The 24,884-nt window shown below is 70.5% G+C and carries 26 protein-coding genes and 1 pseudogene; 16 read left to right on the forward strand and 11 right to left on the reverse strand.

The features are described from left to right. The first annotated feature begins 4 nt into the window (after nucleotides 1–4). From bfr to ACFMQL_RS19085, 3 genes are all read left to right on the forward strand, one after another. Nucleotides 5–499 (forward strand): bacterioferritin, encoded by a 495-nt coding sequence (gene bfr, locus ACFMQL_RS19075; protein ID WP_364060006.1) that lies wholly within the window; start codon nucleotides 5–7, stop codon nucleotides 497–499. A 483-nt stretch (nucleotides 500–982) separates the two neighbouring features. Then, nucleotides 983–1,651 (forward strand): response regulator transcription factor, encoded by a 669-nt coding sequence (locus ACFMQL_RS19080; protein WP_012888073.1) that lies wholly within the window; start codon nucleotides 983–985, stop codon nucleotides 1,649–1,651. Between the two features lie 3 nt (nucleotides 1,652–1,654). Continuing rightward, the gene (locus ACFMQL_RS19085) at nucleotides 1,655–2,932 is read left to right on the forward strand and encodes an ATP-binding protein (RefSeq protein WP_364060009.1); all 1,278 of its coding nucleotides are present in this window, start codon (nucleotides 1,655–1,657) and stop codon (nucleotides 2,930–2,932) included. Here the strand turns inward: ACFMQL_RS19085 and ACFMQL_RS19090 are convergent. Continuing rightward, a complete protein-coding gene (locus ACFMQL_RS19090) occupies nucleotides 2,916–3,398 on the reverse strand; it encodes a GtrA family protein (RefSeq protein ID WP_364060012.1) in 483 nt (160 codons plus the stop codon). The two genes, ACFMQL_RS19085 and ACFMQL_RS19090, sit on opposite strands and share 17 nt — an antisense overlap. Nucleotides 3,399–3,771: 373 nt before the next feature. Here ACFMQL_RS19090 and ACFMQL_RS19095 point away from each other — a divergent pair, with 373 nt between their 5' ends. The 3 genes from ACFMQL_RS19095 to ACFMQL_RS19105 all read left to right on the forward strand — a co-directional run bounded on the left by ACFMQL_RS19095 (nucleotide 3,772) and on the right by ACFMQL_RS19105 (nucleotide 6,616). Further along, a complete protein-coding gene (locus ACFMQL_RS19095; RefSeq protein WP_364060015.1) occupies nucleotides 3,772–4,920 on the forward strand; it encodes a 5-(carboxyamino)imidazole ribonucleotide synthase in 1,149 nt (382 codons plus the stop codon). After that, nucleotides 4,917–5,411, forward strand: coding sequence for a 5-(carboxyamino)imidazole ribonucleotide mutase (purE, locus tag ACFMQL_RS19100; RefSeq protein ID WP_364060018.1), 495 nt, complete (start codon nucleotides 4,917–4,919; stop codon nucleotides 5,409–5,411). The genes ACFMQL_RS19095 and purE overlap by 4 nt, the downstream gene beginning before the upstream one ends. A gap of 305 nt (nucleotides 5,412–5,716) precedes the next feature. Further along, nucleotides 5,717–6,616 carry a GNAT family N-acetyltransferase gene (locus tag ACFMQL_RS19105; protein WP_364060021.1) on the forward strand — a complete coding sequence of 300 codons (900 nt, stop codon included), beginning with the start codon at nucleotides 5,717–5,719 and terminating at the stop codon, nucleotides 6,614–6,616. Nucleotides 6,617–6,751: 135 nt separating this feature from the next. On the opposite strand, the gene ACFMQL_RS19110 is transcribed toward ACFMQL_RS19105, so the two are convergent. Further along, the gene (locus tag ACFMQL_RS19110) at nucleotides 6,752–8,065 is read right to left on the reverse strand and encodes a UDP-glucose/GDP-mannose dehydrogenase family protein (protein ID WP_364060024.1); all 1,314 of its coding nucleotides are present in this window, start codon (nucleotides 8,063–8,065) and stop codon (nucleotides 6,752–6,754) included. Between the two features lie 130 nt (nucleotides 8,066–8,195). On the opposite strand from ACFMQL_RS19110, the gene ACFMQL_RS19115 reads away from it, so the two are divergent. The 3 genes from ACFMQL_RS19115 to ACFMQL_RS19125 all read left to right on the forward strand — a co-directional run bounded on the left by ACFMQL_RS19115 (nucleotide 8,196) and on the right by ACFMQL_RS19125 (nucleotide 10,341). After that, on the forward strand, nucleotides 8,196–9,359 hold the full coding sequence (locus ACFMQL_RS19115) for an acyl-CoA dehydrogenase (protein WP_364060027.1): 1,164 nt from the start codon (nucleotides 8,196–8,198) through the stop codon (nucleotides 9,357–9,359). Between the two features lie 152 nt (nucleotides 9,360–9,511). Continuing rightward, complete coding sequence (locus tag ACFMQL_RS19120) at nucleotides 9,512–9,679, forward strand: hypothetical protein (RefSeq protein WP_364060030.1); 168 nt, start codon at nucleotides 9,512–9,514, stop codon at nucleotides 9,677–9,679. Between the two features lie 17 nt (nucleotides 9,680–9,696). Further along, nucleotides 9,697–10,341, forward strand: a complete 645-nt coding sequence (locus ACFMQL_RS19125) for a tetratricopeptide repeat protein (protein ID WP_364060033.1) — start codon at nucleotides 9,697–9,699, stop codon at nucleotides 10,339–10,341. A gap of 528 nt (nucleotides 10,342–10,869) precedes the next feature. On the opposite strand, the gene ACFMQL_RS19130 is transcribed toward ACFMQL_RS19125, so the two are convergent. Then, complete coding sequence (locus ACFMQL_RS19130) at nucleotides 10,870–12,000, reverse strand: hypothetical protein (RefSeq protein ID WP_378790279.1); 1,131 nt, start codon at nucleotides 11,998–12,000, stop codon at nucleotides 10,870–10,872. A gap of 85 nt (nucleotides 12,001–12,085) precedes the next feature. Here ACFMQL_RS19130 and ACFMQL_RS19135 point away from each other — a divergent pair, with 85 nt between their 5' ends. Both ACFMQL_RS19135 and ACFMQL_RS19140 read left to right on the forward strand, forming a co-directional pair. Continuing rightward, a complete protein-coding gene (locus ACFMQL_RS19135) occupies nucleotides 12,086–12,466 on the forward strand; it encodes a VOC family protein (RefSeq protein ID WP_378786296.1) in 381 nt (126 codons plus the stop codon). Nucleotides 12,467–12,611: 145 nt separating this feature from the next. Beyond that, entirely contained in the window at nucleotides 12,612–13,787 is a 1,176-nt protein-coding gene (locus ACFMQL_RS19140; RefSeq protein ID WP_378786298.1) for a hypothetical protein, read from the forward strand. A 138-nt stretch (nucleotides 13,788–13,925) separates the two neighbouring features. On the opposite strand, the gene ACFMQL_RS19145 is transcribed toward ACFMQL_RS19140, so the two are convergent. The 5 genes from ACFMQL_RS19145 to ACFMQL_RS19165 form a co-directional block, all read right to left on the reverse strand. Further along, nucleotides 13,926–14,648, reverse strand: coding sequence for a hypothetical protein (locus ACFMQL_RS19145; protein WP_378786299.1), 723 nt, complete (start codon nucleotides 14,646–14,648; stop codon nucleotides 13,926–13,928). A gap of 212 nt (nucleotides 14,649–14,860) precedes the next feature. Further along, complete coding sequence (locus ACFMQL_RS19150) at nucleotides 14,861–15,697, reverse strand: LLM class flavin-dependent oxidoreductase (RefSeq protein ID WP_378786301.1); 837 nt, start codon at nucleotides 15,695–15,697, stop codon at nucleotides 14,861–14,863. Beyond that, nucleotides 15,694–16,539 carry a GNAT family N-acetyltransferase gene (locus ACFMQL_RS19155; protein WP_378786302.1) on the reverse strand — a complete coding sequence of 282 codons (846 nt, stop codon included), beginning with the start codon at nucleotides 16,537–16,539 and terminating at the stop codon, nucleotides 15,694–15,696. Before ACFMQL_RS19155 ends, ACFMQL_RS19150 begins: the two co-directional genes overlap by 4 nt. A 68-nt stretch (nucleotides 16,540–16,607) precedes the next feature. After that, a complete protein-coding gene (locus tag ACFMQL_RS19160; protein WP_378786304.1) occupies nucleotides 16,608–17,003 on the reverse strand; it encodes an STAS domain-containing protein in 396 nt (131 codons plus the stop codon). A 34-nt stretch (nucleotides 17,004–17,037) separates the two neighbouring features. After that, complete coding sequence (locus ACFMQL_RS19165) at nucleotides 17,038–18,477, reverse strand: LCP family protein (protein ID WP_364060057.1); 1,440 nt, start codon at nucleotides 18,475–18,477, stop codon at nucleotides 17,038–17,040. A gap of 79 nt (nucleotides 18,478–18,556) precedes the next feature. On the opposite strand from ACFMQL_RS19165, the gene ACFMQL_RS19170 reads away from it, so the two are divergent. Beyond that, nucleotides 18,557–19,573, forward strand: coding sequence for a glycosyltransferase family 2 protein (locus tag ACFMQL_RS19170; protein ID WP_364060060.1), 1,017 nt, complete (start codon nucleotides 18,557–18,559; stop codon nucleotides 19,571–19,573). Nucleotides 19,574–19,651: 78 nt separating this feature from the next. Here ACFMQL_RS19170 and ACFMQL_RS19175 read toward each other — a convergent pair whose 3' ends face one another. Both ACFMQL_RS19175 and ACFMQL_RS19180 read right to left on the reverse strand, forming a co-directional pair. Continuing rightward, complete coding sequence (locus tag ACFMQL_RS19175; protein WP_378790280.1) at nucleotides 19,652–19,945, reverse strand: hypothetical protein; 294 nt, start codon at nucleotides 19,943–19,945, stop codon at nucleotides 19,652–19,654. Then, nucleotides 19,946–20,359 (reverse strand): annotated as a pseudogene (locus ACFMQL_RS19180) (hypothetical protein); the annotation flags it as partial. 125 nt (nucleotides 20,360–20,484) lie between these two features. On the opposite strand from ACFMQL_RS19180, the gene ACFMQL_RS19185 reads away from it, so the two are divergent. Both ACFMQL_RS19185 and ACFMQL_RS19190 read left to right on the forward strand, forming a co-directional pair. After that, nucleotides 20,485–20,709, forward strand: coding sequence for a hypothetical protein (locus ACFMQL_RS19185; RefSeq protein WP_378786307.1), 225 nt, complete (start codon nucleotides 20,485–20,487; stop codon nucleotides 20,707–20,709). After that, the gene (locus tag ACFMQL_RS19190; RefSeq protein WP_378786309.1) at nucleotides 20,622–21,401 is read left to right on the forward strand and encodes a hypothetical protein; all 780 of its coding nucleotides are present in this window, start codon (nucleotides 20,622–20,624) and stop codon (nucleotides 21,399–21,401) included. The genes ACFMQL_RS19185 and ACFMQL_RS19190 overlap by 88 nt, the downstream gene beginning before the upstream one ends. A gap of 11 nt (nucleotides 21,402–21,412) precedes the next feature. Here the strand turns inward: ACFMQL_RS19190 and ACFMQL_RS19195 are convergent, their stop codons facing one another. Then, nucleotides 21,413–22,723 (reverse strand): SDR family oxidoreductase, encoded by a 1,311-nt coding sequence (locus tag ACFMQL_RS19195; protein WP_378786311.1) that lies wholly within the window; start codon nucleotides 22,721–22,723, stop codon nucleotides 21,413–21,415. 112 nt (nucleotides 22,724–22,835) lie between these two features. On the opposite strand from ACFMQL_RS19195, the gene ACFMQL_RS19200 reads away from it, so the two are divergent. Together ACFMQL_RS19200 and ACFMQL_RS19205 are read left to right on the forward strand one after the other, a co-directional pair. Continuing rightward, nucleotides 22,836–24,254: a CDP-alcohol phosphatidyltransferase family protein gene (locus ACFMQL_RS19200; RefSeq protein ID WP_364060069.1), complete on the forward strand. Its 1,419-nt coding sequence runs from the start codon at nucleotides 22,836–22,838 to the stop codon at nucleotides 24,252–24,254. Continuing rightward, nucleotides 24,251–24,874 carry a DUF5941 domain-containing protein gene (locus tag ACFMQL_RS19205; RefSeq protein WP_378786313.1) on the forward strand — a complete coding sequence of 208 codons (624 nt, stop codon included), beginning with the start codon at nucleotides 24,251–24,253 and terminating at the stop codon, nucleotides 24,872–24,874. Before ACFMQL_RS19200 ends, ACFMQL_RS19205 begins: the two co-directional genes overlap by 4 nt. Nucleotides 24,875–24,884 lie beyond the last annotated feature (10 nt).

Genomic DNA, 24,884 nt, shown 5'->3' on the forward strand with positions numbered 1-24,884 from the left:
CGTTATGCAGGGCGATAGGCAGATCATCGAGTTGCTCAACGAACAGCTCACCGCCGAGCTGACCGCGATCAACCAGTACTTCCTGCACGCCAAGATGCAGGAGAACTGGGGATACACCAAGCTCGCCAAGCGCACCCGCGACGAGTCCATCGAGGAGATGCGCCACGCCGAGCGGCTCACCGACCGCATCCTCTTCCTCGAGGGCCTGCCCAACTATCAGCGGCTTGGAACGCTCCACATTGGGCAGACCGTGCCCGAGCAGATCCAGGCCGACTTGGAGGTGGAGATGGCGGTGGTGCAGCGGCTGCGGCCGGCCATCCAGCTCATGCGCGAGAAGGGCGACATCACCTCGGCGAACATCTTCGAGGACATCCTCAAGGACGAGGAAGAGCACATCGACTACCTCGAAACCGAGCTGGAGCTGATCCAGACCCTGGGCGAGCAGCTCTACCTGGCGCGTTACGCCGAGCCTCGCTCGTTCGACAACGACTACAACTGACCGGTCCCGCCGTCGCCGTCGCCGTCGCCGGCGCTCGAAGCCCCTCGACGGACGCCGGGACGCCCGGGTGCTCCGCGCCGGCCCGTACGCACTCATCCGTGGCCCCTCCCGGGGTGCGCCGCGGCTCCTCAGCCGCGCGCCCCGGCCTCCCGGATCGATCAGGCCCGTTTCCCCTCGGCCGGAAGGCTCGCACTGTACCGCTCGGGCCCGCCGAACGGCGCTCGCCTGAAAACAGCGACATTTCCGCTTGATCGATTTTCGGCGACTTATGCGAGAAACGCCGATCATTAGCCGGTCGTGGTGATTGCGGCGTTCCCGAACGGGCATGACCACCCCGTTGACCCGCGCAACGCAAGCGGTGGTGTTTTAATCACCCCCTAACGTATTTTAGCTGTGTTTGCCCAGGTCAATGGATAGGTCAACGACGAGTCAAACCGCGCGCTCAACCCGGGAAACGATCGCCTAAGGTCCTACGATCGCTTTATGACCTGCGTTCTTCTCGCCGAGGATGACACCTCGATTTCCGAGCCGCTTGCGCGCGCACTGCGCCGCGAGGGCTATCAGGTCGAGGTGAGCCCCGACGGCCCTCAAGCCTTGGAGAGGGCCCTTTCGGGCGGCATCGATCTCATTGTTCTCGACCTTGGGCTGCCAGAGATGGACGGCCTGGAGGTCGCCCGCCGGATCCGCGCCGAGGGGCACGGCACTCCGGTTCTGATTCTCACGGCACGCGTCGACGAGGTCGACACCGTCGTCGGTCTCGACGCGGGCGCCGATGACTACGTGACGAAACCGTTCCGCCTCGCGGAGCTGCTCGCCAGAGTGCGGGCGCTGCTGCGGCGTGGCACCTCCGAGACCCCGGTCGTCCAGGGCGTGCGGATCGACGCCGATTCGCGCCGCGCCTGGATGGGGGACAAGGAGCTGCACCTGACGACCAAGGAGTTCGACCTGCTTCGCGTGCTCGTACGCGACGCGGGCAAGGTCGTCACCCGTGAGCAGATCATGCGCGAGGTGTGGGACACCAACTGGTGGGGGTCCACGAAAACGCTCGACATGCACATCTCCTGGTTGCGTCGGAAGCTGGGCGACGACGCCGCCAAGCCGCGTTACATCACCACGGTCCGGGGGGTCGGCTTCAGGTTCGAGCGCGAGTAGGAGATGCGCCGCCGACTGCTCTCCTCCACGCTGCTCGTCGCGGTCATCGCGGTCCTGCTGCTGGGGGTCCCCCTGGGCGTCGTCGTCAGCCGCCTGATCGTCGATGAGGCGGCTAAGGAGCTCGGGGCGGAGGCCAAGCGTCTCGTGGGCGAGGTGGAGTACGCCCGCATCCAGGAGACGCCGCTCGACCCCCAGCAACTGGAACAGAAGTATCCGGGCAGATTCATACAGATCTGGGAACGCGGAACCCCCCTGAGGGTGACCGTCGTCGGCGACCCCCCGCCGTCGGGTCACCTGATGACCGAGGACGCCCAGACCAATACCGGCATCTATGTGCGCATCAGTCGCGACCGCGACCAGGTCGAGCAGGACGTACGGGCTCGGCTGCTGCTCATCGTCGCGTTGGCCGGCGCCGCCCTGGCGGTCGCCGTGAGCCTGGCCGTCGTGCAGTCGCGGCGGCTCACGCTGCCGTTGCAGGACCTGGCGAAGATCGCCGACCGGCTGGGGTCAGGTGACGCGCGGCCGAGCAAGCACCGCTACGGCATCCCCGAGCTGGATCGCGTGGCGCAGGTGCTCGACCGCAGCGCCACCCGCATCTCCGACCTGCTCACCCGCGAGCGCGAGTTCGCCACCGACGCCTCGCATCAGCTCCGCACCCCCTTGACGGGGCTGACGATGCGCCTGGAGGAGATCGTGGCCTCGGCCCACGAGCCCGATGTGGTCCGCGAGGAGGGCGAGGCGGCGATCGTGCAGGCCGAACGGCTCACCGCGGTCATCGACGAGCTGCTCGCCGCGGCCCGCCGGCAGCGGCACGCCCAGGCCGAGCCGGTGGCCGTGGACGAGGTGCTGTCACAGCAGATGACCGAGTGGGAGCCGGTGTTCAAGGACGCCGGGCGCGAGCTGCGGCTCGAAGGCACACGCGGGCTGAAAGCGATGGCCACCACCGGCGGCTTCGGCCAGGTCATCGCCTCGCTGCTGGAGAACTCCCTGCGGCACGGCGGCGGCACGGTCACCGTCTCCACCACCTGCGGCGACAACTACGTGGTGATCGAGGTGTCCGACGAGGGACCCGGCATCGCCGACGACATCGCCCCCAAGATCTTCGACAGGAACGTCAGCGGCGGCGGAGGCACCGGACTCGGCCTGACGCTGGCCCGTGCGCTGGCCGCCGCCGACGGCGGCCGGCTCGAGCTGGTGCGGCGCAGGCCGGCGACGTTCGCCATCTTCCTGCGCCCGGCCGACGACGACGGCCGTAACAGGGTGGTCAGCGGTCCTGCCTGACGCCGCCCTCCGGCAGCTCCACCGGGATGGGCTCGGTGGCCTCCAGGAACACCCACTTCTTGTACGACCAGTAACGGAACAGGGTGCCGAGCCCAACGCCCACGATGTTGGCGATGTTGAAGCTGAGCGTGTCGTGCAGGCCCAGCGTGTACGTGGTGAAGCCGATCGTCAGCATGCCGAACAGCAGGGCGATGCCGTTGAGCAGGAAGAACAGGAAGTATTCGCGGCCAAGACCGCTCTGCTCGCGGTGGCGGAAGGTCCAGTAGCGGTTGCCGAGATAGGCGAAGGTCGTGGAGATCGTGGTGGCGACGACCTTGGAGGTCAGCGGGCCGAGGCCGATGACGACGTTGCAGAGGTTGAGCAGGCTCGTGTCGAGGACGAACGCGACCGCCCCGATGCTGCCGAACTTGGCCAGCTCGTGCACGAGAGAGGCGAACCGCTGGTAGAGCCGCTTGGCGAAAGTCACGTCTCTGCTCGGTCCCTTCCCTCATCGAGCCTCGCCTCGCCGGGCGTGGTCCACGTCGAGCGTGACCCACGTCGAGCGTGGTCCACTCAGCGTACCGGCCGCGACGTAGGCCGGGCGTCAGGCGTACGAACATACCCCGCAAAGATGGTCTGCAGAAAAATCGCCCTATGTGCGGCATGCCCGTTAAGTAGGCATTACGCTTCCCTGCAGTTCGAGGGCACGCGAATCGCTGGGCGGTCGTGCCAGTCAGGCGAACCCGGAACGGCCGTCCAGCTCCCACGCCCTGATCGGCCCGCTGACGAGCCGTAACGATCACCCGGAAGGTCCGGGGCCGGGCGGGGTAAGTGGTTGCGTCCCGGTAAGCTCACCTGGCGTGAGTGCCATCAGCCCCATCGGACCGGTCGTCGGCATCGTCGGCGCGGGCCAGCTCGCCAGGATGTCGCAGCCGCCCGCCATCGCGCTCGGCGTCGAGTTGCGGGTGCTGGCCAACACTCCGGACGAGAGCGCGGCCAGGGTCATCGTCGACACGCGCCTCGGAGACTATCGCGATCTTGATGTGCTCCGCGAGTTCGCCCAGGGGTGCGACGTCGTCACGTTCGACCACGAGCACGTGCCCACCGAGCACATCAAGGCCCTGATCGCCGCCGGCCACACCGTCCGCCCCGGCGCCGACGCCCTCGTCCACGCCCAGGACAAGGCGGTCATGCGCGAACGGCTGAGCGCCATCGGCGTGCCCTGCCCGGCCTGGCGGCGCGTCGCCTCGCTCGACGACGTCACCGACTTCGCCGGCGCCCACGGCTGGCCCGTCGTGCTCAAGGCCGTGCGCGGTGGCTACGACGGGCGCGGCGTGTGGGTCTGCCACACGCCGGAAGAGGCCGCCGAGGCGTTCGCGACCGGCGTCGAGCTGATGGCCGAGGCGTTCGTGCCGTTCGAGCGCGAGCTGGCCGTGCTGGTCGCCCGCTCGCCCCACGGCCAGGGCGTCAGCTACCCCGTCGTCGAGACCGTCCAGCGCGACGGCATCTGCGTCGAGGTCATCGCGCCCGCCCCCGACCTCGACCCCGAGGCCGCCGCGCGCGCCCAGCACATCGGCCTGCAGATCGCCAACGAGCTGGGCGTCACCGGGCTGCTCGCCGTCGAGATGTTCGAGACCGCGCGCGGCATCGTGGTCAACGAGCTGGCCATGCGCCCCCACAACAGCGGCCACTGGACCATCGAGGGCGCCACCACCTCGCAGTTCGAGCAGCACCTGCGCGCCGTGCTCGACCTGCCGCTCGGCTCGCCCCGCATGACCGCCCAGCATGTCGTCATGGCCAACCTGCTCGGCGGCGACGACCCCGACCTGTTCAAGCGCTACGAGCACGTGCTCGCCCACGACCCCGGCATCAAGCTGCACTTCTACGGCAAGGAGGTGCGGCCCGGCCGCAAGATCGGCCACGTCACCGCGCTCGGCTCCAACCTCGAGAAGGTGCGCGCCCGCGCCCGCCACGCCGCCGTCTACCTCATGACAGGGGAGTACACATGACCGTCGCCATCGTCATGGGCAGCGACTCCGACTGGCCGGTCATGAAGGCCGCCGCCGAGGCGGTCGCCGAGTTCGGCGTGCCGTTCGAGGCCGACGTGGTCTCGGCGCACCGCATGCCGCTCGAGATGATCGAGTACGGCCGCCAGGCCGCCTCCCGGGGCATCAAGGTCATCATCGCCGGCGCCGGCGGCGCCGCCCACCTCCCCGGCATGCTCGCCTCCGTCACCCCGCTGCCCGTCATCGGGGTCCCGGTGCCGCTGAAGTACCTCGACGGCATGGACTCGCTGCTGTCGATCGTGCAGATGCCGGCCGGAGTGCCCGTCGCCACCGTCGCCGTCGGCGGCGCCCGCAACGCCGGCCTCCTCGCCGTCCGCATCCTCGCCGCTTCTGACGAGGGGCTGCGGGCGCGGATGGAGGAGTTCCAGGGGAAGCTGAAGGAGCAGGCGTACGCGAAGGGCGAGCGCCTCCGCGCCGAGGCCGCCGACCTGTAGGCCGTCCCTTGCTCGGGCCGTCCGGCTCCGCGGCGGCGACTCAGCGCTCACCCTCGCCCGGCTCACCCGCCGATGTGGCGTCTCCGCGCCCGCGTGCGGCCTCCCCGCCCGCGTGCCGTCGCTACGTGGGCTCTGTGCGGCCCCCGAGACGGCTGCCTGCTCTGGCCGCCGGACGGGGCGTTTCGGCGGTGCCAGGGCGGAGGCGTGGGGCGTTGCCGGCCGGTCGGCGGCGGTGCGACCCCCGGCTGTCCTAAAGGGGCGCATGCCTTTTATCCTGGGGTTTTCCGTGGATAGGGTGCCTAGCCATGGACGACGACCCGATCAAGGGCCACGAGGCCCGCGTACGCGCTGTTGACCCGCTCGTGGCCGACCAGGGCGCGCTGGTCGTCAGGGAGCACGACGTGCCGCTTGAGGTGCCTGGCGGCGTCGGCCTGGTCAACGTGGACCGGCTCGACCCCGGCAGCCTCCAGGCCGCGTGGTCACCGCTCATCGTCCACCGGCTGCGCGCCCGGGTGTCCGGCCCCGATCCGCAGAAAGCGCTCGGGGCGCTGCTCGACCGCTGGCTGGAGATGCCGCGCGGTGACGAGCCCGAGCAGGCGCTGAGCGTGGTCTGGCCGAGCCGCGACACCGTCCCGGTCAGAGCGCTGGCCGTACGCGGCTTCGCCCCCACCGTGGCGGTCTCCGTCCACCGCCTGCGCCCGCACGACGCGCCCGCCCCGCCCGCCTCACCGGTGAAGATCCGCGCGGCGGGCCAGGGCGACGTTGACACGGTCTCGGCGATGTACGAACGCCTGGCCGCCTTCGACGCCCAGTTCGGCTGGGTGACGCCCAGGCCGTCCACCCCCGACCGGATCAGGGAGTCGGTGGCGGGCGAGGTGCTGCCGCTGGAGTGGTGCTGGCTGGCCGAGGTGGACGGCGAGCCGGTGGGTTGCGTCATCGTCGAGCCGCCCGTACGCGCCCGATGGATCTCGGGGTGGGTGAACGACGCGCCGGTGGCGTACCTCGGGGTGATGTACGTCGAGCCGCCGGCGCGGGGGCGCGGCGTCGGGGCGGCGCTGACCGAGGTCGCACACGCGCACGCGGCGGCCGAGGGCGTGTCGTCCGTGCTGCTCCACCACGCCCTGCCGAACCCGCTCTCCACCCCGTTCTGGGCACGACGGGGCTACCGCCCGCTGCTCACGCAGTGGGTGCGCCACCTGACCTGAACGGCTGCCCGGAGGGCGCGCATCGGCCCTCCACCAGCGGCTCAACGAGCCGTACCGGCTCGCGACCAGCGGAGCCCCGAATGCCGGAACGGCCGCTCAGGGGCGGCCGAGGGCGTGGTAGTGCCAGCCGGCCGGTCAGGGGCGGCCGAGGGCGCGGTAGTGCCAGCCGGCCGAGCGCCAGGCCTCGGCGTTGAGCGCGTTGCGCCCGTCCACGATGCGCCGGGCGGCGACGACGGCACCCAGCTCGTCGGGATCGAGCCGGACGAACTCCTGCCACTCGGTGAGCAGCAGCACCACATGCGCCCCGCGTACCGCCTCGATGGCCGAATCGCCGTAGTTCAGCTCGGGGTGCGCCTTGCGGGCGTTGTCGAGGGCGATGGGGTCGTACACGGTGACCGTCCCGCCCTGGTCGCCGATCGTGACGGCCACATCGAGCGCGGGGGAGTCGCGGATGTCGTCGGAGTCCGGCTTGAACGCCGCCCCGAGCACGCCGACCGTGCAGCCGTGAAAGGAGCCTCCGGCCAGCTCGCGGGCCAGGTCGACCATGCGGGCCCGGCGGCGCATGTTGATGGCGTCCACCTCGCGCAGGAACGTCAGCGCCTGGTCGGCGCCCAGCTCGCCGGCCCGCGCCATGAAGGCCCTGATGTCCTTGGGCAGGCAGCCGCCGCCGAAGCCGAGCCCGGCGTTGAGATAGCGCCCGCCGATGCGGTCGTCGTACGACAAAGCCTCGGACAGCAGCGTCACGTCGGCGTGAGCGGCCTCGCAGACCTCGGCCATGGCGTTGATGAAGGAGATCTTGGTGGCGAGGAAGGCGTTCGCGGCCGTCTTGACCAGCTCGGCCGTCGCGTAGTCGGCCACCACGATCGGAACGTCGCCGATCGGCTCGTACACCTCGCGCAGGATCTTCTCGGCGCGCTCGCTGCGCACGCCCAGCACGATGCGGTTGGGGTGGAGGGTGTCCTCGACGGCGAAGCCCTCGCGCAGGAACTCGGGGTTCCAAGCCAGCTCGGCCTGGGCGCCGGCGGGGGCGAGCCGGGCGAGCTTGTCGGCCAGGCGCTCGGCGGTGCCGACGGGGACCGTCGACTTGCCCACGACCAGGCACTCGCGGTCGAGCAGCGGGGCGAGGGATTCGACGGCGCTGTCCATGTACGAGACGTCCGCGGCGTACTCGCCGCGTTTCTGCGGCGTGCCGACGCAGATGAAGTGCACGTCGCCGAACGCGGCGGCCTCCTCGTACGAGGTGGTGAAGCGGAGCCGTCCTGATTCGAGGCCACGGCGCAGCACGGGTTCGAGACCGGGTTCGTGAATGGGGAGATCACCGGCGTTGAGACGTCGGATCTTGTCGGCGTCGACGTCGAGGCCGAGGACCTCGAACCCGAGATCAGCCATGCACGCCGCATGGGTGATTCCGAGGTAGCCGGTCCCGATCACCGTGAGGCGGTATGGCACGAGTGGGCTCCTTTCGATCGCGCAGGCAGGCATGCTACCGGGGCCTCGCTACCTCGTACGTGCCACCTGCGCATCTTCGCAAACCGTACTAGCTGGTAACAAGATGGTCGGACGTCCTAGTATCTGAAGCATGAGCTTCCCTCTTTACGCGCCCGCCGAAGAGCACGACATGCTCAGGGAGACCGTACGGGCCCTGGCCGACGAGAAGATCGCGCCGCACGCCGCCGAGATCGACGAGACCGAGGAGTTCTCCTGGGACGTCTATAAGGCGCTCGTGGCGGCGGAGCTGCACGCGGTGCACGTGCCGGAGCAGTACGGCGGCGCCGGGGCCGACGCGCTCGCCACGGTGATCGTCATCGAGGAGGTGGCCCGCGCCTGCGCGTCGTCGTCCCTGATCCCGGCCGTCAACAAGCTCGGCACCGTGCCGCTGCTGCTGTCGGCCTCCGAGGAGCTCAAGTCCCGCTACCTGCCGCCGGTGGCGCGCGGGGAGGCGATGTTCTCGTACGCGCTGTCGGAACCTGAGGCGGGCTCCGACGCGGCGTCCATGAAGACGCGGGCCGTCCGCGACGGGGACTCGTACGTGCTCAACGGCACCAAGATGTGGATCACCAACGCCGGCGTGAGCGAGTACTACACCGTCATGGCCGTCACCGACCCGTCGGCCGGCGCGCGCGGCATCTCCGCCTTCGTCGTGGAGAAGTCGGACGAAGGCGTGTCCTTCGGGCCCAAGGAGAAGAAGCTCGGCATCAAGGGCTCGCCCACCCGCCAGGTCATCCTGGACAACGTCCGCATCCCGGCCGACCGCATGATCGGCGAGCCGGGCACCGGCTTCAAGACCGCCCTCGCCACCCTCGACCACACCCGCATCACCATCGCCGCCCAGGCCATCGGCATCGCCCAGGGCGCGCTCGACTTCGCGATCGGGTACGTCAAGGAGCGCAAGCAGTTCGGCCGGCCCATCGCCGACTTCCAGGGGCTCCAGTTCATGATCGCCGACATGGGCATGAAACTGGAGGCGGCCCGGCAGCTCACGTACCACGCGGCGGCCAAGTCCGAACGCGCCATGAACGGCGAGCCGCAGAAGGACCTCACGTACCTGTCGAGCGCCGCCAAGTGCCTCGCCTCGGACGCCGCCATGGAGATCACCACCGACGCGGTCCAGCTCCTGGGTGGATACGGGTACACGAAGGACTTCCCGGTCGAGCGCATGATGCGCGACGCCAAGATCACGCAAATCTACGAGGGCACCAACCAGATCCAGCGCATGGTGATGGCCCGCCAGCTCCTCAAGTAGGGCTCTGAGCAGCGGAAACCCCGGTTCTTGACAGCGGAGAGCCGGGGTCCGCCGGCACCCGAGTCCGGCGCTCAACGGGCGCTGTTCCGTGGCTGTTCCGTGAGACACGGAGCAGAGCGCACGGAGACGCCTCGCGTCCATACGATCGGGTCATGCAGCGCCTCGCCCTCTTCGATCTCGACAACACGCTCGTGAACCTGGACGAGGCGTTCCAGGTGTGGGCGGAGGAGTTCGCCGCAGACCATGGGCTCGGCAACGGAGCGGTGGACTGGCTATCCGTGAGGCCCAGATCAGCGCCCATGAATACCTCGATCTGCTGACGGCCCATCCCGCGCACATGTACGCCGCCTCCCCGGAGGCCGAGGACGCCGAACGCACCATCGCCCGGCTCTGGCACGTACATCTGGAGACCATTGGCGAACGCAACCCTTACGCGGTGCGTCTGCTGCGGATACTGGCCTGTTATGCCCCAGACGACATCCCCCGCGACATCCTGGGCGCCGACGGCGCTCGGCTCCAGGTGCTAGACGCGCTACGGCTTCTGAACTCCTACAGCCTCGTCACTCTGACCGAGGACACCGTCTCCGTGCACCGGCTCATCCAGGATGTCGTCGCTGCCAAGGATGAGACGAGGACCGATGAGGGAGACTCCGCGCCGGAGCTTGCGCTGACCTGGCTGGCCGACGCCTGGGCTGCTTCGGCGGACCTTCCTGTGGCTGAGCGTCGAATGCGGCGGCGAATGCTGAGCCCACATGTGGAAACCCTGGCGTTCCTGCTGTTTGGCTTGGGACGGTTGGACGAGGCGGAAACTGAGCTTCGAGCGGTGCTGGAAGTACGGCGCCCAGTGTTCGGTGAGGAGCACCCGGACACACTGACCAGCCGGGGCAATCTGGCGAGCGTGCTGGGAAACCTAGGGCGCTTGGAAGAAGCAGAGGCCGGGCATCGGGCGGTGCTTGAAGCGCGGCGTCGAGTGCTGGGGTGAGGAGCATCCTGACACGCTGGCCAGCCGAAGCAGACTGGCGAGCGTGCTGAATGATTTGGGCCGGTGGGAAGAGGCTGAGGCATTGAGGTGAGTCACCACTCGTGCAGCAGCCCGCGCTCGGCCGCCCAGCCCGAGAACCGCGGGTGGGCCTCGACGTCTCAGTCGGCGCCGGACAGGAGAACGGACGACAGCCATGACAGCCGGGCCCGCCACTTCCACTCGCCCGCAATGGGAGCCATGGTGATGATCCACCCGATATCTGGAATCCGCTTCAGCGCGCGGTGCCGCGGCCGGTGAGCCAGGACGGCGGCAGGAGGGCGGCGGCCAGGGCGGTGAGCACAGGGAGCCCCGCAAGGAGCGCGGTCACGGCAGGCCACGGGGAGAAGGAGGGTAGCGGGGCGGGCTCCAAGGAGTAGGCGTTCTTCGCCCGGAGCACGCACAGACCGACACCGATGCCTATAAGGCCGCCGAGCGCGGTAGAGCAGAGCGAGGCGGTCAAGGCGCGGGCGGCGGTGAGGAGGCGCAGGGTCAGCGACGAGCCCGCGCTGAGCCTACGCAGGACGCGGTAGGCGCGAACGACCGGGATGCCCGCACCACGGCGGCCACGGCGAGCAAGGGCAGGGCCGCGACCACGTACCAGGCGGTCGTGGGCTGGAACCCGCGTTCGACGTGCACGAACCCGAATACGAGCAGGCGCCGCGCGAGGCGTTCCTCCTCGGCGATCGAGACCTGGTGATGGGCGGGGTCGATGATGAACCGGTTGGGTGTCACCGTGACACCGAGCGTGCGCGCCGCTTCCTCCGGCACGAACAGCGCCTCCCAATCGGGCTCGGGCGGCGGTACGGAGATGACGGGGAGGTATGTGACCGAGTCGATGCCGGACAGTGTGTAGTGGATCGGGATGTAGCCCTGCTGTTCGATGTCGGCCGACACCAGGACGGCGGTGGCGGGGTCGTAGGGGATGTCCGGGTTTCCGGTGAGGTGGCGGAGCAGGGCTTGGCCCCCGACGTACGTCTCGCCCACGAGTTCCGTTCCGTCGAAGGCGTTGAAGGAGGGGGAGAGGGTGCGGATGCCGGCGGTCAGGAGCGGTACGCCGGGTAGCTCCTGGTCGATGATCGACCGTACGGTGGCCGGCTCCGTTGCGGTGTCGGCCCCGATGACCGCGGCGCCGGCGCGGGCCAGCGGCCGATAGCGCCCCTCATTCTGGGCCTGCATGGTGGGGCCGAGGATCAGCAGGGGCGTGGTGGTGGCGATGACGATCATGCCGGACGCCGCGCCCGCCGACGTACGGGCGAGCCCTCCGCCCAGTCTGCGGGTCGCCAGGCGGAGGGCTCGCGGAAAGCGGGTGCTGCGGCGGTCGAGGGCCGCGAGCATCCAAGGGACGAAGTGGGCCGCTCCCCATAAGAGCAGCACGCCGCCGAAGAGAGACACCAGGAACCACATCGCGGAGCTGCCGTCGTCGTGGTAGACGCCCCACCGCGTGGCCCACACGCTGCGCGCCAGGACAGCCAGCCCGGCCGCCGTGATGATCGTCCCGCGCAGCACACGCGCTCTACGCAGCCGGTACGGCCGGCGCGCCGGAGCCGATCGGGCCGCGAACGGAACCGCGGCCAGCACCAGGGTCGCCGGCGGAGCGACCAAGATCAATAGCCCTAACATGCGCACATGCTACGCAGGTGCGGCGATCTTGTCGGTCGGGCGGCGTAGGGTCGGCGGCATGGCCGATGAGGGCGTTGCCGGTGCGGTGCATCACATCGAGATCTGGGTTCCCGACCTGGGGCGGGCCGTCAAGAGCTGGGGGTGGTTGCTCGAAGCGCTCGGGTACGCGACCTTCCAGGACTGGCCCGACGGGCGGAGCTGGCGGCGGGGGGAGACGTACGTGGTGGTCGAGCAGTCGCCGGCGCTGACGTCCGACCGGCACGAGCGGCTGCGGCCGGGGCTCAACCACCTGGCCTTCCACGCCGGGAGCCGCGAGCGGGTGGACGAGCTGGTGAAGGAGGCGGTCGCGTACGGGTGGACGCTGATGTTCCCCGACCGGCATCCGTACGCGGGCGGTGACACCCACTACGCGGCGTACTTGGAGAACGAGGACGGGTTCGAGGTGGAGCTGGTCGCCGCCTCCTGAGGAGCCGGGCAATGTCCTGTTTCAGGGTGTGCGTGCGGTTTGTAAGGGTTTTGCCCTGCGTTCAGTTCGCGGTCAAACGGTGTCACCTGGGCGGCATACGGTCATATCCGCCTTGATCCACGATCAATGAAGCGAGTACCGCACCATGCGCAAAGCCCTCACGCTCACCCTCGCCACGACCTCCGCTCTCACCCTTCTGGCGGCCCCGGCCCCCGCACTCGCCGCCCCCGGCGCCGAGACGTCCGGCGTCGACGCGGCCGCCCGCCGCCCGCAGCGCCTCCCGCTGGAGATCTCCGGCGGCGCATGGACGGAGGGGCACGTTCAGGGCATGGCGATCGACGAGCGGAAGGGGTACATGTACTTCTCTTTCACGAACGTGCTCGTCAAGACCGACCTGGACGGCAACCTCGTCGGCTCCGTCACCGGCTTCACCGGCCACCTGGGCGACCTCGACTTCAACACCCAGGACGGCCGCGTGTACGGCTCGCTCGAATACAAGGAGCAGGAGTCGTTCTACATCGCGATCTTCGACGTCGACCGCATCAACCGCCCCGGCATGGACGCCCAGACCGACGACGTGGTCAGCACGGTCTACCTCAAGGAGGTCGTGAAGGACTACACCGCCGACATGAACGGTGACGGCGTCTTCGACGGCAACGTGGCCGACACGCCCGATCACCGCTACGGCTGCAGCGGCATCGACGGCGTCGCCTTCGGCCCCGCGTTCGGCAAGAAGGGCGGCCCGCGGCGGCTCACCGTCGCGTACGGCGTGTACGCCAACACCGGCCGCCAGGACAACGACCACCAGGTCCTGCTTCAGTACGACATCCGCCACTGGAAGAAGTACGAGCGCCCGCTCACTGAGAGCGCCCCGCACAAGAGCGGCCCCGAGCGTGTGGACGGTAAGTACTTCGCCTACACCGGCAACACCAGGTACGGCGTCCAGAACCTCGAATACGACGAGCACACCGGCGACTGGATGCTCGCCGTCTACCAGGGCTCGAAGCCGCAGTTCCCCAACTACCCGTTCTTCATCGTGGACGGCCGCGCCCGGCCGAGGACGGGCGAGATCGCCGGCCAGCCGCAGCCGGAGCGCGGCAAGCTGCTCACGCTGGCCAAGGGCGGCCTCCAGGACCCGGCCACGGGGGTGCGGGGCTGGCGGTTCAACGGTGAGTACGGGCTGATCTCGCTCGGGCGCGGGCTGTTCTACGCGGCCGAGGCGGGCACGAGCACCGAGGACGGCGTCTCCAAGCACACCGGCATCGCCCGCCTCTACCGCTGGACCGGCCAGTCCCCGACCCCCTTCGAGCGCGTCGGCTGAGGGCGTTCCGCGGGTGGTCGCTTTCCGAAGGTGCAGGGGGTTCTGTGGGCGGTCGCCTTCCGCAAGGCGCAGGGCCTTCTGCAGGTGACCGCGCTCCCAAGGCAGGCCGCGCAGGTGACCGCATTCCCGTGGACGCGGTCACTTCTTCAGGATGCGGACGTCGCCCGTGTCGCTGCGGGCCACGATCCTGGCGTCGGCCTTGCGGTCGTGCTCGACCTCCGTCCGCCGCCGCCCGGTCTCGGTGACGGCGGTGACGGCGTACGTGCCCGATGGCACCCGCGCCGTCACCGGCCCGTCGTTCGACTCCAGGTCGAGCTTGCCGGGCCGCGCGGTGAAGGCGAGGTCGATGCCGCCGTAGTCGGTGCGGACGCGTACGTCCCGCGACGTGAGGTTGATGCCCTGCACGGGGCCGTCGGCGCGCAGCCGCAGCCGCCCGGAGGCGCGGGTGACCTGGATGCGTTCGCGGCTGACCGCGTCGATGTCCTGGGTAAGGCCGTTGAGTATGACGCCGTCGTCCGCTTCGACAGAGAGCCGGACGCCGGGCGGGACCTTGACGTGGTAGCGGGCGCCGCAGTCGCCGAAGACCATGGTGCAGTCGGCGCTGAGCCGCAGGGTGCCGTCGCGCAGGGACCACGAGGGGTCGTCGGTGGCCGCCTTGCCGCGCAGCCACCGTTCGACCTGGACGGTGCCGTACGAGCCGGGGAGCACGCGGACGCCGCCCATGGACACGTCGATCTTCAGGCTGTCGCCCGTGTGGGGGAACGCCTGGGAGGCGTGGACCTCCTGGGCGTTCAGGCTGCAACCGGCGGTGGCCGCCGCGAGGAGCGTCGTACATGCCGCAAGTGCCGCGATCTTCCTCATGCTCCACGATGCTGGCCGAGCGGGGCGGCCCGGCCATCGGCCGTCCGGACGAACGCACCGCCCAAGGCATCGGTCTTTCGGCCGGTCCCGTGGCGGGTCCCGGCTCGGGGTGCCGCCGACGATCCCACGAACCCCCAAAGGCGGACCATCCGGGCGAGCCAGGCAGGGGTGGACAGGGCCGACAGGAAAGGGCCGGGCGAGCCGCCCCCTGCTCAGAGCGCCGTTAGCAGCGCCTTCACCTGCCCCAACGGATCAGCCCCAAGCGGCCGGACCGCCACCGTGGCGGCACCGGCGGCCCACAACTGCTTGACGTGCGCCGCCGCCTCCGCAGGTGTGCCCCCGGCGACCGCCACCTGCTCAGGCGCCACCCCCAGGAACCCGGCCTGCCCCGCCACGGCCGCGCGGGTCGCCTCGGTCTCGCCGCCGAGCCCCAGGTAAGCGAACACGACCAGCTCGTGTCCGGGACCGCCGCCGATGCGCGAGACGTACTCGGGCAGGTCGGCGGGCGCGATGCCCTCGGGCAGGATCGTGCCGTCGGCCACCCGTCCCGACAGGGCGAGCGAGCGCGGTCCCTTCACGCCGGCGAGCACGGGCGGCACGACGATCGGCGGGTGCACCAGCGACACCCCGTCCAGGTGCACCTCCTTGCCGTCGAGGGTGACGCGCTCGCCGCGCAGCAGCGCGCGTACGGACGTGATGGTCTCATCAAGGAGGGAGAGCGGCGACGGGACGGCCGCGCCCACCTGGCGCATCCAGTCGCCCACGCCGTGGCCGATGCCCGCGGCCAGCCGCCCGGGGTGCAGCCGGGCGAGGTTGCCCAGCTCCATGGCCAGCAGCGCCGGATTGCGCAGCGGCGCGGGCGTGATGCCGATGCCGACGCGCAGCCGGGAGGTGGCGGCGAGCGCGGTGGCCGCCGCCGAGATGCCGCCGGTCCAGCCGAGGTCCTCGACGACCCACAGGTCGTGCACGGACGTCTCGTCGAGCGCTCGCGCGAACGGGACGAGCTGCTCGGGCGGAAGGTCCCTGTCGTACATGACCCCGAGTCTCACGATGTCCTCCAGTAGTAGCGGAACAGCCGGCCGACCTCCGAGTATCCAGCACGGCGGAACGCGGCGGCGGTCGGGGCGTTCGCGACGTCGGTGGCGGCGACGATGCGGCGCAGCCCTTCGGCGGCGAGCGTGCGGGTGCCGTGGGCGAGCAGGTCGTTGACGTAGCCGTGGCCGCGATGCTCGGGGACGACGCCGATGTAGGCGATGGAGTGGTCGTCGGGGGCCACGAGACCGACGGGGGAGTCGCCGAGGTACCCGATGACGAACCAGTCGGGCTTGGCCTTGCGGGCCATCAGGTCGTCGTACATCCAGCGGGCCTCGGCCTCCGCGCCGGACGTGGCCACCTCGACCCGGGTGTCGTGGTCGAGCGAGCCCTCGGAGATGCGGACGAGCAGGCGGATCACCTCGCCGGGGTCCATGCGCCGCGCGGCCCGGTACGTCAGCCGCCCCGGCTCGTCCGGCAGGTCGCTGCCCGCCGCCCACTCCAGCAGCAGCCGCTCCACCTCCATCACGAACCCGGCCGCGAGCAGCGCCTCGTGCTCGACCGCGCGATCGACGACGGGCGTGAGGCCGGGCGGGAGCGTGATGTCGTGGATGGCCTTGCGCAGGCCCAGCTCGCGCAGGCTGTGGCGGAGCAGCTCGGCGGCGGTGCCGGGGTCGGGGCCCGGCTCGAACTGCCAGACGATCATCGGCTCGGAGCCGGGGATGGGCGTCCAGTACGCAAGCCGCGCCCGTTCCCGCGCGAAACACCACTCAGGCCGCGTCCGCCCCTCGTCGAAGGCGGCTGCGAGCTGGGATCGCGCGGGCTCGGGGAACTGCTCGAACAACGTGACGGCCTCCACACGTGACAGTGCATTCGCGCGGCGGCGTACGCCTCCCGCGGCAGGGAAGGCGTACGGCGGAGAAACGATCAGGCGGCGCTGCCGAGCGTGGCGCGTGCCGCGTTGAGGGATTCGCTCGTCTCGAAATGGCGGTCCAAATGAGTGATCGTCAGCAGATGGCGGATCATTCCCGGCCCGACGACGAGGATCATCCGGCCGTGCACATTCTGGATCATGTTGTACGCGGCCACGAGCACGCCGAGCCCGACCGAATCGCAGAAAGGCACCTCGGTCAGATCGACCACCACTCTGGGCGGATCGGCGGCGGACCCGTCGGCCGACCCATCGGAGGACCCAGGGGAGGACCCAGGGGAGGACAGTGCCTGCTCGAGTTCGGAGCGGAGCCGGGGCGCTCCGGCGACGTCGAGATCGCCTACGACGTGGAGAACCGTGCAGTGGTCCTCTCGCCAGCACTCGACCACCATGGGGCTCACCTGCCCGTCACCCGGATTGTTATACCTATTTCTTACATATGTTCTGCATTGCCGTTTTGGTGCTTGGTGTAACGCTCGGCTTCGCACTTGGCGTGGCGCTGGACTTGCGTTGCTGCACTTTCGGCTGATCGGTGCCCAGAATCAGCTCGATGCCGTCGATATCCGCCTCGCGCAGCTCGGCCCCGGGAATGGCCTGAGCGACCACTTTCGCCGACTCCTCCAAGCCCGCGCCGTACCGGATGAAGGTCTGCTTGTAGTCCTTCTTATTGGTGTTGCCGGGCTGGCCGGGCACCTTGAACCCGTACGCGACCAGCGCCTCCTTCGTACGGGCCGCGAGCCCCGTGATGAGCGTGCCGTTCTTGACCTTGAGCGAGATCTCGCCGGGCGCGGGCGCGGACGGCTTGGCCGACGGCTTCGGCGAGGCCGACGTGGTGGGCTTGCCGGGATCCTCGTCCCTGTCGATCTTCGCGAACAGCTCGCGCGCCGCCGCCTTGTCCCACAGCACCGCCGACTCGCCCGTGGGCGTCTTGAAGTCGACGTCGGCCAGCGGCACCTCAGCGAACTTCACGTCGTTCAGCGACACGTCGCGCAGCTGCGTGGCCAGGCCGAGCAGCCCGTCGTCGGGATCGACCTTCACCGTGCTCAGCGTGGAGTTGACGAACGAGGCCAGCTTCGCGGGATTGGCCAGCGTGTCGGCGCTGAGCGCCCGGTTGAGCAGCGCCGAGATGACCTGCTGCTGGCGGTCGATGCGGTCGAGGTCGGAACGCGCGGTCGCGCGGGTGCGGGCGTAGCCGAGCGCCCGCACGCCGTCGAGCTGGTGCGTGCCGGCCGGCAGGTTGAGGTCGATCTTGGTGTCGTTGATCGGGATCGGCGTGCACACCGTGACGCCGCCGAGCGAGTCGACGACGTCGATGAAGCCCAGGATGTTGACCTCGATGTAGCGGTTGATCTCCAGCCCGGTCGCCGCCTCGACGGTCTGCTTGGCCAGCTTCGGCCCGCCGAACTGATACGCCGAGTTGATCTTGTGCTCGCCCTTGCCGGGGATCGTCACCCAGGTGTCGCGCGGCAGGCTCACCACGGTCACCTTCTTGTGGTCCTCCGACAGGTGGATGACCATCATCGTGTCGGTGCGCTGGCCGGACTCGCGGCCCAGCTTGAGGCGGTTCTGCTGCCGGCGGGGGAGATCGTCGCGCTTGTCCACGCCGACCAGCAGGATGTTCTCCGCCCCGCTCGACGAAGGCGCGGTCACCCCCGCGTCGACCGTGCCGATCTGCCGCGGCGTCGCCCACACCACGCCCGTCGTGACCAGCACGCAGGAGGACAGGAAACCGGCGAGTATCAGGTTTCTGCGGCGGGCCTTCGCGCTTCTGCGCGGCCTCCGGGTGCGGACTGGCGCGAGCCTGACGCCGCCGTAGGCGTCGCCGCCCACGAGCACACCGCCGTCCTCCTCGCCCGGGTCGCCCATCCCGTCCCCCTTTTCACGCCGGAGTATCGGGCGTTGGATTGCCCTCCTCCCTCGGTCGTACAGTAGCGTGAGCCCCGCCATGAAGCAGTTCCCCGACTCGCCGCACGCGCCCGCGGAGACGCGCGGCTGGCCCCCCATCTCCGTCATCATGCCGGTACTCAACGAGGAACGGCACCTCCGCGAGGCCGTCGAACAGGTGCTCGCCCAGGACTACCCCGGCGAGATCGAGGTCGTCCTCGCCGTGGGGCCGTCCCAAGACCGCACCCAGGAGGTCGCCGACGCCATCGCCGCGTCCGACCGCCGCGTGACGGTCGTTCCCAACCCGACAGGACGCACGCCCAACGCGCTCAACGCGGCCATCGCCGCCTCGCGCAACGGCATCGTCGCCAGAGTCGACGGGCACGCCATGCTGCCCCGCGACTACCTGCGCGTCGCCGTCGAGACGCTGGCCGAGACCGGCGCGGACAACGTCGGCGGCATCATGGCCGCCGAGGGCATCACCCCCTTCGAGAAGGCCGTCGCCTGCGCCATGACCTCGAAGATCGGGGTGGGCGCCGCGGCCTTCCACGTGGGCGGCACCGCCGGTCCCGCCGACACCGTCTACCTCGGCGTCTTCCGCCGCTCGGCGCTCGACCGGGTGGGCGGCTACGACGAGCACTTCCTGCGCGCCCAGGACTGGGAGATGAACCACCGCATCCGCCAGACCGGCGGGCTCGTGTGGTTCCAGCCGCGCATGCGGGTCTCGTACCGGCCGCGGCCCAACGTCAAGGCGCTCGCCAAGCAGTACTTCCACTACGGGCGCTGGCGTCGCGTGGTGGCCCGTACGCACGAGGGCACGATCAACCTGCGCTACCTCGCGCCGCCCGCCGCCGTGCTGGCGATGCTGCTCGGGCTGGTCGTCTCGCCGTTCTTCCCCCTCGGGCTCGTCATCCCCGGCGGCTACGTGGTCGCGATCGTGGCCGGGTCGGTGCTGACCGGCGGCGGGCTGCCGCTGAGCTCCCGGCTGTGGCTGCCGGTCGTGTACGCCACCATGCACTGCTCGTGGGGCTGGGGCTTCCTCACCAGCCCGAAGAAACTCTCCCGCCCCCAGCGCTGACCGTTCCCGACCGTAACGGCCCCCGCCGGTGGTTCGGCGGGGGCCGTCAAGGGACGTGCCGGCGTGGCCGGGCGGCGGTCAGGACTCGTTGAAGACTCGTTCGATGGCGGCGTCGAAGCGGGTCATCGCGTCCGGGTACTCAGGACCGAACAGGTAGCTGCGGAGCTTGATGCGGGCCCTGGCGAGGGTGTCCTCGCCGTCCAGGAACTCGGCGAGCCCCGACAGGTCCGAGTTGATCAGCACCCCCGCCTCCGTGCTCGGATACCGCTCGTGGAAGGCGGCCTCGGGCAGCCCGGCCACGTTGGTGACGGCGTACGGCTTCTCACTGGCCAGGAAATCGGCGACGACGCTGGAGATGTCGCTGATCAGCATGTCGCACTCGTTGAAGCAGTCGTAGAGGTGCGGTTCCGGCCCGGTGACGATGAGGTGGCGGATGTGCGGCTGTTCTGCGGCGGCGCGGGAGGGGTGGCGGGCCTTGGACTTGGCGAGCTCGGCGGCCTCGATCATGGCGACGATCTTGCGGTGCGCCCGGGTGGCGGCCTTGTCGCGGTGCCCGGTGAGCGGATGCGGCTTGTAGATGATGCGCAGCGGCGGCTGGTGGTCGAGCAGCGCGCGCACGATGCGCGGGCCCATGGTGATGAGCGAGGTGTGGAAGAGGTCGTCGTTCCAGCCCTCCCAGGTGGGGGCGTACAGGACCGTCCGGTACGGCAGGTCGGGCCCCTTGGTCGAGATGCCTTCGAGCTGCGGCCTGCCGACCTCGTGGATGTTCTCGTCCCTGACGCCCACCTTGGCCCGCCGGTAGCGGTCGCAGGCCAGGCCCGGCCACCCACACCTCGTCGTACACGCGCGAGAACGGGTTGAACGACGCCTCCTTGTCGCTGTCGCCGTGGTTGAGGAACACGCTGCGCAGGGTGGGGATGCGCAGCATGTGGACGTTCCTGCCGACGTTGGAGACGTACAGGCAGAGCTTCGCGCCGGTCAGGGCGCGGAAGCTCATCAGGTCGGCGGACGAGGGGATGCACACCATGGGCAGGCTGGTGTCCTCCAGGTGGGCGGCCATGCCGCGCTCGCGCAGGACGACGATGGCGCGGCGGCGGATGCGTTCGAGCACGGGCAGCCACATCCTCGCCTGGTAGGCGGCGGCGGTGGCGCCGGAGAAGTACAGGATGACCTCGGGGGCGTACCGCTCGACCTGCGCGCCGACGACCTCCAGGACGCGGGCGCGGTCGATGAGCGGGGCGGCGCGGCGGACGTACGGGATGAGCGCGAGCGCCCCGGCGAGCCCGGCGGCGAGCGCCGCAGCGGCCCCCAGCGTGGCGGTGGCGGCCCCCAGGACGGCGCCGAGCACCGGCAGGGCGTCCAGGTAGAGGAAGGGCAGGCTGCGGCCGTCACGCAGCGGCTTGGGCGGCAGCTTGGGGATGCGCAGCGCGGAGACGTCGAGGTTGCGGGTGGTGACCGGCATCCTGCTGAGCATCTGCCGCAGCCGCAGGGCGAGGCCGCTGTGCAGGGCGCGTACGCCGTGGATCGCGAGCATCCCGGCCGCCAGCGCCACGAACCACGGCGCTTCGGCGCCCGCCACGCGTGCGACCAGCAGCAGCGCCAGCGTCTCCCGCACCGCGAAGCGCAGCGTGATGCCGAGGTGCACCTTGCCCAGCGCGTCGGTGAGCGGGCGGGCGGCGCGCGGGGCGGCGTACTCGACGGCGTACGACGCCGCGGCGGCCAGCCCGAACAGCACGGGCGCCGGCAACAGAGCCGCGACCAGCAGGACGGGGTAGCAGCCGAGCAGCGCCGCGCTCACGATGAGTCTCCTCATGCGAACGCACGGTAACAAGGTGCGGGTCAAGCGCCGTCAACGCGCACGTCTATGACTTGCCCTGATAGGTCGGAGATGAGAATGTCCAGCGAGGTCTGCGCGGCCAGGGCAGGAGAGGCCCCGGTATTGACGCAGTTGACCCGGATGCCATCGGCGGCCCATTCGAGGGCGAGTGCCCGGGTCAGCGCGGCCACCGCCGCCGCGCAGGACGCGTGCAGCGCCCCCGAGCCGGGCGGCACCTGGAACAGCAGGCTGCGGCGCACGTGCGGCCGGGCGGCACGGGCCACGTTGAGCGCGCCCAAGTGACCGGCCGCGACCGCGTCGGCGACGGTCTCGCCGCGCGCCGACGCGAGCCCGCCACGGTGGCCCCGGCCCGCCGCGAACACCACGTGGTCCACCGGCCCCACGTCGCCGAGCGCCTTGGCGACCGAGTCGTAGTCCTCGGCACGCACTCCGTCGGCCCTGGTCAGCATGCGTACGACGGCGCCGCCCCACGTCTTCGCGGGCACCGCGCCGCCACCCGTCGCGCCGCCGTCCGCCACGAGGCCGCCCATCACCGTGTCGCCCACCACCGCCACCACCTGGCCCGCCAGCGCGTCGTCGCCGCCGCGCGGCACCGGCGCGGGCAGCTCGAACAGCAGCTCCGCGATGTGCAGGTCGGCGGGATGGGTGACCTTGATGTTGCGCTCGCTGCCCGCGACCAGGTGGATCGGCACCTCCGGCAGGTAGCGCAGCACCACGCCGCAGTCGTCGGTGCCGCCGGCGAAGCCGGGATCGGCCATCGCCAGCTCGTACGCCCGCCTGATCACCGACAGCCGGAAGCACTGCGGGGTCTGGCTGCGCCGCAGCCGCGACCGGTCGAGCACCTCGCCGATCACTTCTCCGTCGTCGCGAGCGACGGCCGTGAAGATGGTGTCGGAGCTCGGGATCGCCACGTTGACGGCCTCGTGGGTCTCCAGCGCACGGACACACTCCGTGATGATCCGGGGCTCCAGGAGGGGGCGTACGGCGTCGTGCAGCAACACGTTGCACTCGGTGTCGCCGAGCGCCTGCAGGGCCCGCCACGTGCTCTCCGTACGGGTGGCCCCGCCGTCCACGACCTTGCTCACCTTGCGGTAGCCGCCGGCCGCCACGATCTCCCGCACCCGGCCCGCGTATCCGGGCGTCATCAGCACCACGACCTCGTCGATCTCGGGCGCCCGCTCGAAGACGGCCAGCGAATGCTCGATGATCGTCCGCCCGGCGACCTCGATGAGCTGCTTGGGCCTGCCCGCCCCGACCCGCTGCCCCACGCCGCCCGCGAGTAGCACTCCAACCGATCGCAGCCGTGAATTCATAGGGGCAGCGTAACGGTGCTGCTCCGTGATCTGACGTTGACCTGTCGCTACGCTGTGTCTACGCACCCCCCAGTCCACCGCACTCCACCCCGACCGGGAGGAGACCTGCGCTTTGCCCGACTCATTGACCCGCGACGGCACGACGACATCCGTCGTGCTGCTCGCCACGACACCTGCAGGCAGGCTGCACAGCGGCGACGGCACCCTGCTCGACCGGCTCAACGACCAGCTCTCCAGGCTGCCCGTGCGCGAGGTGCAGGTGATGAGCGCGGGCGGCGGGCTCGCGGCCGACCTGCGCGGCATCGCCAAGATCATACGCACCTCCACGGGCGCGGTGGCCGTGCTGCCCGCCGACCTGGTGGCCCACACCGAGGCGCTGGCGCTGCTCCTGGAACATCCCGCCCGCTGCACCGGCGCCCTGATCTCCCGCGATCCCACCGCCGGTCCTTTGCGCCCGCCCGTACGCGTCGAGAACGGCAAGGTCGTCGCCGCGGGCAGCTCGTTCCACCTCGTCCCCGAGTCCAACGCCACCTTCCGCGGCATGCTGATGGCCGGCGAGTCCGACCTGGGCACGCTGGCGGAGGTCGCCGAAGAGCTGGCCGAGCTGGCCGAGGAGGGCAGGCTGGGCCCGGTCACCCCGGTCGAGGCGGTCGATCTGCTGCTCGTGGGGCTGGTCAGGTCGGGCGTGAGCGTACGCGCCGCCGCGATCGGGTCGCTGCACGCCGACCGCGTCACCGGCCAGAACGCCGCCGACGCCGCCGTACGCCGCCTGGCCGAGGTCGACGAGGCCAAGGTCAGGCTCGACAGCTCGGTCAAGGCCGACGACGGCTTCTTCGCCACGTTCTTCGTCTCCACCTGGACCCGCCACCTCATCAGGCCCGCCGTACGCCTCAAGGTCACCCCCAACACCGTCACCGGCGTCTCGGCCGGCCTCGCGCTGCTGGCCGCCGTGTGGTTCTCCGGCGGCACCAGGGGCGCGCTGGTGCTGGGCGCGGTGCTGCTCTACCTGTCGTTCGCGCTCGACTGCCTCGACGGCCAGCTCGCCCGCTACACGCGCGCCTTCACCCCGCTCGGCGCGTGGGCCGACGGCATGTCCGACCGGCTCAAGGAGTACGCCGTCTACGTCGGACTCGCCGCCGGGTCCGCCGATCCCGGCATCTGGTACCTCGCCGTCGCCGCGATGGTCCTCCAGGTGGTCAGGCACGCCATCGACGCCACGTACGCGGGGGCGATCGAGGACGGCGCCCGCGTCGGCGCGATGTGGGGCAGGCCCACCCGCTCCCTGCTGGAGTCGCGCGACCTGCGCCGCGCGCCGGGAGGGGTGCTCAAGCTCGCCCACCGCCTGGAACGCGACACGATCGCCCGCTGGCTGAAGAAGATCATCGTGCTGCCCATCGGCGAGCGCATGGCGCTGATCGCCGTCACGGCCGCGCTCTGGGACGCCCGCGTGACGTTCCTGTCGCTGCTGTGCTGGGGCGGCGTGGCCGCCCTCTACCAGCTCGCCGGACGGATCGCGAGGTCGGCCAGATGATTTCGGTGCAGATGACCCCCGTACCCAAGAGCACGGTCGTGGCCTACCGCGACGACGGCCCGCTGTCGCGCGCCATGGGCCTGCTCGTCGCCGGGCAGCTCCCGCCGCTGCCGCCGGTGCTCGCCGGCACGTTCGTGACGGGCGTGCTGCTGCTCATCGGCGTGGCGGGGGCCGACGGGCTCGCGGTGTTCGCGCCCGCCGTGACGCTGCTGCTCGCCGGGCCCGGCAGCACGCACCCCCACGACGGCAGGTTCGACTGGCTGGTGCCGCCGATCCTGCGCCTCATCGAGTACGCCTTCATCGCCGCCTGCGGCTTCGCGCACCAGGTGCACCCCGCGCTGATCTTCGCGCTGCTCGGCGCCCTCGCCTTCCATCATTACGATCTGCTCTACCGGCTGCGCCAGCGCGTCTACCCGCCGGCCTGGCTGCCCGCGGCCGGGCTCGGCTGGGACGGCAGGATGATGGCGATCTCACTGGTCGCCCTGTCGGGCTGGCTGAGCGGCGGTTATGCGCTCCTCGCGCTCTATCTGTGGGGACTGTTCGGCTGGGAGAGTCTCACGTGCTGGCTCGCCGCCCCGCGAACCGGGGTGGAAGCCGCAGATGCGGGAACGCAAGACTAACGCCGGATTA

Source organism: Nonomuraea fastidiosa, assembly GCF_042751225.1.
GTDB lineage: Bacteria > Actinomycetota > Actinomycetes > Streptosporangiales > Streptosporangiaceae > Nonomuraea > Nonomuraea fastidiosa.

Excerpts from the sequence above, each read along its gene's own strand:
- bfr (WP_364060006.1), top strand. The coding sequence starts at position 5 with ATGCAGGGCGATAGGCAGATCATCGAGTTGCTCAACGAACAGCTCACC.
- ACFMQL_RS19080 (WP_012888073.1), top strand. The coding sequence starts at position 983 with ATGACCTGCGTTCTTCTCGCCGAGGATGACACCTCGATTTCCGAGCCG.
- ACFMQL_RS19085 (WP_364060009.1), top strand. The coding sequence starts at position 1,655 with ATGCGCCGCCGACTGCTCTCCTCCACGCTGCTCGTCGCGGTCATCGCG.
- purE (WP_364060018.1), top strand. The coding sequence starts at position 4,917 with ATGACCGTCGCCATCGTCATGGGCAGCGACTCCGACTGGCCGGTCATG.
- ACFMQL_RS19105 (WP_364060021.1), top strand. The coding sequence starts at position 5,717 with ATGGACGACGACCCGATCAAGGGCCACGAGGCCCGCGTACGCGCTGTT.
- ACFMQL_RS19115 (WP_364060027.1), top strand. The coding sequence starts at position 8,196 with ATGAGCTTCCCTCTTTACGCGCCCGCCGAAGAGCACGACATGCTCAGG.
- ACFMQL_RS19120 (WP_364060030.1), top strand. The coding sequence starts at position 9,512 with ATGCAGCGCCTCGCCCTCTTCGATCTCGACAACACGCTCGTGAACCTG.
- ACFMQL_RS19125 (WP_364060033.1), top strand. The coding sequence starts at position 9,697 with ATGTACGCCGCCTCCCCGGAGGCCGAGGACGCCGAACGCACCATCGCC.
- ACFMQL_RS19130 (WP_378790279.1), bottom strand. The coding sequence starts at position 12,000 with ATGTTAGGGCTATTGATCTTGGTCGCTCCGCCGGCGACCCTGGTGCTG.
- ACFMQL_RS19140 (WP_378786298.1), top strand. The coding sequence starts at position 12,612 with ATGCGCAAAGCCCTCACGCTCACCCTCGCCACGACCTCCGCTCTCACC.
- ACFMQL_RS19145 (WP_378786299.1), bottom strand. The coding sequence starts at position 14,648 with ATGAGGAAGATCGCGGCACTTGCGGCATGTACGACGCTCCTCGCGGCG.
- ACFMQL_RS19160 (WP_378786304.1), bottom strand. The coding sequence starts at position 17,003 with ATGGTGGTCGAGTGCTGGCGAGAGGACCACTGCACGGTTCTCCACGTC.
- ACFMQL_RS19165 (WP_364060057.1), bottom strand. The coding sequence starts at position 18,477 with ATGGGCGACCCGGGCGAGGAGGACGGCGGTGTGCTCGTGGGCGGCGAC.
- ACFMQL_RS19170 (WP_364060060.1), top strand. The coding sequence starts at position 18,557 with ATGAAGCAGTTCCCCGACTCGCCGCACGCGCCCGCGGAGACGCGCGGC.
- ACFMQL_RS19175 (WP_378790280.1), bottom strand. The coding sequence starts at position 19,945 with ATGCTGATCAGCGACATCTCCAGCGTCGTCGCCGATTTCCTGGCCAGT.
- ACFMQL_RS19195 (WP_378786311.1), bottom strand. The coding sequence starts at position 22,723 with ATGAATTCACGGCTGCGATCGGTTGGAGTGCTACTCGCGGGCGGCGTG.
- ACFMQL_RS19205 (WP_378786313.1), top strand. The coding sequence starts at position 24,251 with ATGATTTCGGTGCAGATGACCCCCGTACCCAAGAGCACGGTCGTGGCC.